The 5,744-nt window shown below is 43.6% G+C and carries 5 protein-coding genes; 2 read left to right on the top strand and 3 right to left on the bottom strand.

Features of this window, described 5'->3' with window-relative positions:
- Nucleotides 1–197 precede the first annotated feature (197 nt).
- A complete protein-coding gene (locus PX482_RS23760) occupies nt 198–1,793 on the bottom strand; it encodes an Hsp70 family protein (protein WP_288027238.1) in 1,596 nt (531 codons plus the stop codon).
- Nucleotides 1,794–2,163: 370 nt separating this feature from the next.
- On the opposite strand from PX482_RS23760, the gene PX482_RS23755 reads away from it, so the two are divergent.
- Both PX482_RS23755 and PX482_RS23750 read left to right on the top strand, forming a co-directional pair.
- The gene (locus PX482_RS23755) at nt 2,164–2,763 is read left to right on the top strand and encodes a Uma2 family endonuclease (RefSeq protein ID WP_012265011.1); all 600 of its coding nucleotides are present in this window, start codon (nt 2,164–2,166) and stop codon (nt 2,761–2,763) included.
- A 99-nt stretch (nt 2,764–2,862) separates the two neighbouring features.
- Complete coding sequence (locus tag PX482_RS23750; protein WP_002757365.1) at nt 2,863–3,330, top strand: DUF29 domain-containing protein; 468 nt, start codon at nt 2,863–2,865, stop codon at nt 3,328–3,330.
- Between the two features lie 77 nt (nt 3,331–3,407).
- Here PX482_RS23750 and PX482_RS23745 read toward each other — a convergent pair whose 3' ends face one another.
- Together PX482_RS23745 and accC are read right to left on the bottom strand one after the other, a co-directional pair.
- Nucleotides 3,408–3,977: a Uma2 family endonuclease gene (locus PX482_RS23745; protein ID WP_288123112.1), complete on the bottom strand. Its 570-nt coding sequence runs from the start codon at nt 3,975–3,977 to the stop codon at nt 3,408–3,410.
- A gap of 215 nt (nt 3,978–4,192) precedes the next feature.
- Nucleotides 4,193–5,539 (bottom strand): acetyl-CoA carboxylase biotin carboxylase subunit, encoded by a 1,347-nt coding sequence (gene accC, locus PX482_RS23740; RefSeq protein WP_288027232.1) that lies wholly within the window; start codon nt 5,537–5,539, stop codon nt 4,193–4,195.
- Nucleotides 5,540–5,744: the final 205 nt, after the last annotated feature.

Raw genomic sequence — 5,744 nt, 5'->3', positions numbered from 1 at the left:
TAAATCTAAAATTTAGACTTTTTGGCAATCAAAAAGTACCAGATATGGGAGTAAGCGGGGGGAAAATTCAGGTAATTTTTCCCTGAAAATTAGGTAACTGACTACCTCAAAATCGGTAAAACCCCACACCCCACACCCCACACCCCACACCCTACACCCCACACCCTGCCCCCACGAGCAACTTTTTGCCGTAAACCCTAGCTTAATTTGGTGACAATTTGATTGTTTAGTAACAATTCTTGACTGAGTAAATCTTCCACATTAATCCGCAGGAAACACTGATCATCAATCCAGAACTGCACTTTAATGCGATCTTTACCCCGAAAACCTAAAGGATCGAGTTTAGCGATTGATCGGGCCCCCTCGCGATCATTTAAGGGTTGAACGCTAGTTTCTCCATTACCGAGGGAACGAGTAATTAATTTATCACCATCAAAATAGACCTCCATTGCCCCCCTTTCCGTCCCTAATTCGCCGATAATTAATTCAATGCTAGGTTGATTGTCCACGGAAGCACCTAGGACTAATTCCACGGGTTTTTCCATGGGATAGGGTTGTCCAGAGTTAATAATTGGATGCCAAGCGTGGGCATTTTTGCGACGATTCCAGTAACGAATGCCGTAGCTATGATAGAGAAAATCCTTGACTTGATAACCTTGGGCTAATTGTAACGCTCCCAAAGCGATCGCTTCAAAGGGTCGATCCTCTTTAATTTTACTACTATCAAAATACTGTCGCACCCAATCTTTTACCGCCGGAATTTGTACAGTTCCCCCAACTAATAACACCGCATCGATGTCGCTAACTTCAATTCCATTGCGTCTTCCCTGTTGCAAAACTCCCGTCATTAAATCATCTAATTGATTAAAAAAGTTTTGTTGTCGGAGAATATCGGTCAATTGTTCTCGATCTAAGCTTAACTCATAACTCTCGAAATTTTCCTCATCAAAATATACCTCCTCGGCGGTTAATTGGGAAGAAAGTTTAATTTTTAATCTTTCTGCTAGACGAGTAGTCAGGGAAGTTTTCGCTAAAGATTGCTTTTGGGCAAAATAATCGACAATCCAATCGTCGATATCTGACCCCCCTAAATTTGTCCCCGCCTTGGCTAAAACTCTCGCTAGTTTAGTTTTTTGGGCGGAATTATTGCCTAAAAGTTTTTCTCCCCACTTGAGAATAAAACCTTGATTTTTTTGAGGATTATCTAAATCTAATTGTACCAAAGAAAGATCGAGGGTGCCACCGCCAAAATCTACCACTAAAATCACCTGATCACCCGTGGTTCCATAACCCAAAGCGGCGGCCGTGGGTTCATCAATTAGGCGAATTTGTTCGATTTCCCATCCCTGACAAACATTGCTTAACCAATTGCGGTAACTTTCAAAACTATCGACGGGAACGGTTAAAACTAGAGATTGGGGGGTTTCCGGGGTGGTGTTTTTTAAGTTGTCGATGATGCTATCGAGAAACCATTGGCCAACCCCCTCGAAACTGAGGACAGTTTCCTCTAATTCCGGTAAAAATCCTTGAATTTTTGCCCCGATACCTCGTTTAAAGCGACGAAAAAAACGCGGATCTTGATCGCTATCTAAACCCCGATCCCGTACCGCTTGACCGGCAATTACTTGCAGGGGATTGGCTGATTTAATATAGAGTAAACTGGGAATTAGGGGGGGATTGTCGGCTATTTGTTGGGATAACTCCGATAATTTCACGGTTTCGGCCCTATTTGTCGCCCCATTCCAACGAGTAATGACGGTATTACTGGTTCCGAAATCAATAGCGTAGAACACGATCGATAGTTTTTAGGTAAATTTAGTTAATTATTGGCTATTGTAACCTGTTATTTAGTGAAACCGCCCGATCGAGGTGGAAGTTTCCCCAAAAAATCGGGAATTTGTTCAGCGCAAGCTAAAGAATTCTGTGCAGAAACTTGACAAATAATCTTTAATAGTAAGTGGTTTCAATTAAATTGAAGATAGATTTGTCTTTGATCCCCCCTGCCCCTAGGGTTGATTCAGGGTAGGGTTGATTCAGGGTAGGGTTGATTCAGGGTAGGGTTGATTCATGAATCAACCCTACCTTGCCCCCCTTGATAAGGGGGGTATCTGACAATTTTTAACACCCACCTACTTAGTATAAGTTGCACCGGATCAAAAGACTATGTTAGCAGTTACCACCTCACCCGAAACCCTCTCCTTAGAAATTCCTAGCGCGATCGCTCTCTCTATCACCCTTGAACAGTTTGAAGCCCTTGCTGCGGTCAACCGTGACTTAAAATTAGAACGTACAGCCCAAGGAGAATTAATCGTGAATCCCCCGACAGGTGGCGAATCAGGACAGCGTAATTTTAGCTTAACGACTCAACTGGGTCGCTGGTGCGAAGAAAACGAAGCTTTAGGAGTCGGGTTTGACTCTTCCACCGGATTTATACTACCAAATGGGGCGATTCGTTCTCCTGATCTATCTTGGGTGAGTCGAGAACGCTGGGAATCTTTAACCCCTAAGCAGAAAAAGGGATTTATTCCCCTCTGTCCCGATTTTGTGGTGGAATTGCGCTCTGAATCCGATAGTCTTGACAAATTACAGAAAAAACTGCTCGAATATAGGGAAAATGGCGCAAGGTTAGGCTGGTTAATCGATCCCCAGAATCGGCAAGTTGAAATTTATCGTCAAGGAAAAGAGGTAGAAATATTAGAAAATCCCACTGATTTATCGGGTGAAGATGTTTTACCCAATTTTAGCTTAAATTTAAAGCTCTGATGTTTTAAGGGGTCATCCTGCGATATTCTGCCAATCTTTTTGAGATCGGGGATTCGCTTCTAAATTATCTAAGAATTCTTTTTTCTAGGTCATCATCAAATGAGCATCGAAAAGTCTTTAGTCTCCTCAGGTAAAAGTCTTTATCAAGAAGATTTCTACCGATGGTTACAAGAAACCGCTAATTTACTCAAAGAACATCGTTTTGAAAAATTAGACCTGGAAAATTTGATCGAAGAAATTGAAACGATGGGAAGGAGTGAAAAACGAGAACTAGAAAGTCGCTTAACCGTCATTGCCGAACATTTGCTTAAATTGACTTACTGGCTAACTGAAAAGGAAGCAAATGCTCAAGGATGGCGCAGCACAATTGTTGAACAACGCCGACAAGTTCAACGCTTATTAAAAGAGAGTCCAAGTCTGAGAAGATTGATTCCTGAAATCTGGATAGATTGTTACCAAGCAGCCAGAGAAGATACTGTAAGAAAGTATCTTCTCTCTGCTGATTTATTCCCGATTGAATCACCCTTCACCCTTGCAGAAATCCTTGATTCTGACTATCTTCCTTAAAACTCAAGTTCGGTATTTTATCGATGAAGACAATGCCCAACAAAGCAAAGCGTTAAACGGCAATCACTACCTCTGATTTACCAAATCAAAGTAAGATTTAAACTAAATTCTGGCAGAATACTTTCCCCCGATAAACTCTCTGGATTAGTTAAAATTTCTACTGCCTGTCCTTGACGATAAATTTCTACTTCTCTCGTTTTTCTATTGATTAACCAACCTAAACGAGTCCCATTATCTAAATATTCCTGCATTTTTTTCCTAGCGGTTTCTAGGCTATCACTAGGAGACATTAATTCAATGATAAAATCGGGAGATAGAGGTAAAAATCTTTCCTTTTGTTGTGGGGTTAAAGCTTGCCATTTTTCTAAAGGTATCCAAGCAGCATCGGGAGAGCGATCGGCCCCGTTAGGTAGTTTAAATCCTCCAGAAGAATCAAAAACCACACCTAATTTATTTAGGTTATTCCATAACCATAATTGGGCAGTGATTCCAGCGTTAGAATTGCTGGTTTCTCCTCCAGTCGGTGGCATAATAATTAAATCTCCTTTTGGGTTGCGTTCCAAGCGCAAATCTCGGTTATCCTGACAAAGTTGAAAGAACTGTTCATCGCTGAGTTGAAACGAGTTAAATTTAACTTCTACTGTCATTATTATCCCCAACCTACTCTCGTCTAAAATTCATGGTAACGCCCTAGTAGGGAGGCACAATTATTTGTAGGATGGGTTAGCGGTAGCGTAACATGAGCGGGGGTTGGGTTTCATGCTTCAACCCAACCTACGTTCATCTTATATTTAATTCCACCCACCCACTTACTGTCATTATTATCCCCAACCTACTCTCGTCTAAAATTTATGGTAACGCGCTAGGGCAAGAGATGTTCCTGGATGAAATTAGTGTAAACATCTCCAGCTAAAAAGGCGGGAGTTTCCAATATTTTACGATGGAAATCAATAGTTGTCGGTACTCCCGTGATCGCACATTCCCGGAGGGCGCGTTTCATGCGTTTAATGGCTATGTCGCGATTTTCTCCCCAGACAATTAACTTACCAATTAGGGAATCGTAATAGGGGGGGATTTCGTAATCGGTGTAAACGTGGGAATCCATGCGGACACCAGGACCACCGGGGGGCAGATAACCGCTAATTTTGCCGGGGTGAGGACGAAAATTGTGATCGGGATCCTCGGCATTAATGCGACACTCGATCGAATGCCCTCTAAATATCACCTGATCTTGCTTAATTTGCAGTTTTTCGCCCTGTGCCACCAGAATTTGTTCTCGGATCAGGTCCATCCCCGTGATCATCTCCGTGACCGGGTGTTCCACCTGAATACGGGTGTTCATTTCCATGAAGTAAAAATTACCGTGTTTATCGACTAAAAATTCCACGGTTCCCACCCCGACGTAATTAATCGATTTAGCGGCTTTAACGGCGGCATTACCCATTTTTGAGCGTAAATGGGGCGTTAAGAAGGGGCTAGGTGCCTCTTCTAGCAGTTTTTGGTGTCGTCGCTGAATCGAACAGTCTCTTTCTCCTAAATGGATTACGTTACCGTGACTATCGGCCAAAATCTGAAACTCGATATGTCGGGGACATTCGATAAATTTTTCTAGATATACTCCCGAATTGCCAAAAGCCGCTTCTGCTTCGCCTTGGGCGGCTTTTAACATATCACCTAGTTCATCTGCACTCTTGACAAGACGCATCCCACGCCCTCCACCGCCAGCAGTGGCTTTAATCAGGACAGGATAACCGATGTCATCAGCGATACGTTTTGCTTCCGCTTCCGAGGTAATTAAACCACCACTGCCGGGGATAGTGGGAACTCCCGCTTTTTGCATGGTTTTTTTAGCGGTGGATTTATCACCCATAGCCAGGATAGCGCTGGGGGACGGACCGATAAAAGTTAACTGATGATCGGCACAAATTTCGGCAAAGCGGGCGTTTTCTGCCAAAAAACCGTAACCGGGATGGATGGCCGTGGCGTTGCGTGTTAGGGCAGCCGAGATGATATTAGGGATATTTAAGTAACTTTTGCTGCTCGGAGGCGGACCAATACAAACACTCTCATCGGCCAATTGAACATGAAGGGCATGGCGATCGATGGTAGAGTGGACGGCAACGGTTCTAATGCCCAATTCTTCGCAACTATGAAGGATTCTTAAGGCGATTTCCCCGCGATTGGCGATTAATATCTTGGCAAACTGCATTGGACGACCACGAGATCAGGCTGGTGTGATAGGCGACTATTTAGTAGAATATCTGGTTTTGTTACCTTGGGGAAATCGGGTTGGGGAAGTGGGGTGTGGGGTGTAGGGTGTGGGGTGTAGGGTGTGGGGTGTAGGGTGTAGGGTGTAGGGTGTGGGGTGTAGGGTGTGGGGTGTGGGGTGTAGGGTGTGGGGTGTAGGGTGTGGG

It is taken from the genome of Microcystis sp. M53602_WE12, from assembly GCF_030065455.1.
GTDB lineage: Bacteria > Cyanobacteriota > Cyanobacteriia > Cyanobacteriales > Microcystaceae > Microcystis > Microcystis aeruginosa.
Note: the sequence above shows the minus strand (reverse complement) of the source record. Positions and strands in the feature narration are given on the sequence as shown.